The following is a 609-nucleotide window of genomic DNA, read 5'->3' as shown; positions in this document are numbered from 1 at the left end:
TCCCAGTGAGATCCTCGTGTCCCCACTCCCACATCGCGACCAGGATCGGCTCCAGACGGAACCCCCGTTCGGTCAGCCGATACTCGACCCGGGGAGGAATCTCCGAGAAAGCCTCCCGAATCACGACGTCCTGCGCCTCGAGGTGCCGGAGCCGATCGGTGAGCGTCTTGGGACTGATACCCGGCAACGCCGCACGCAGCTCGCCGAAACGCTTCGTCCCCGAGAGAAGCTCGCGAACGATCAACGTCGCCCAACGGCCCTCAACAACCTGCACCGTGCGATCGACCGGACACTCGTCGGTGTCATGCGGCAGCGTTGTCCAAACGTTACTCATGTCGACTCCATTAGTATCTTGCGGGAAACTACTTCCCATAGTGCATCGTAGGTCTACCAATCCGCAACCAGGAGACCACCATGACAACGCAACTCACCGCCCGCGACATCGCAAGCAACGCCTACTTCGAGACCTTCGACGCAGGGGACGTCGACGCAGTCGACAAGTTCTTCAGCGTCGATCTCATCGACCACAACGCAGCGCCGGGGGAACACTCGGCCATCGAAGGAATGCGCAGACTCGTCGCCGCTGTCCGGGACGGTTTCACGAACACC

At 61.2% G+C, this 609-nt stretch carries 2 protein-coding genes; one reads left to right on the top strand and one right to left on the bottom strand.

Translation table 11 applies throughout. The features are described from left to right. Nucleotides 1-334, bottom strand: a 334-nt coding sequence (locus tag AC4D12_RS16985) for a winged helix-turn-helix transcriptional regulator (protein ID WP_490951140.1), incomplete at its 3' end; no start/stop codon positions are given. A gap of 80 nt (nt 335-414) precedes the next feature. Here AC4D12_RS16985 and AC4D12_RS16980 point away from each other — a divergent pair. Further along, the coding region (locus tag AC4D12_RS16980) for a nuclear transport factor 2 family protein (RefSeq protein WP_490951139.1) at nt 415-609 on the top strand (195 nt) is incomplete at its 3' end.

This window comes from Arthrobacter sp. TJ-266 (assembly GCF_058269115.1).
Note: the sequence above shows the minus strand (reverse complement) of the source record. Positions and strands in the feature narration are given on the sequence as shown.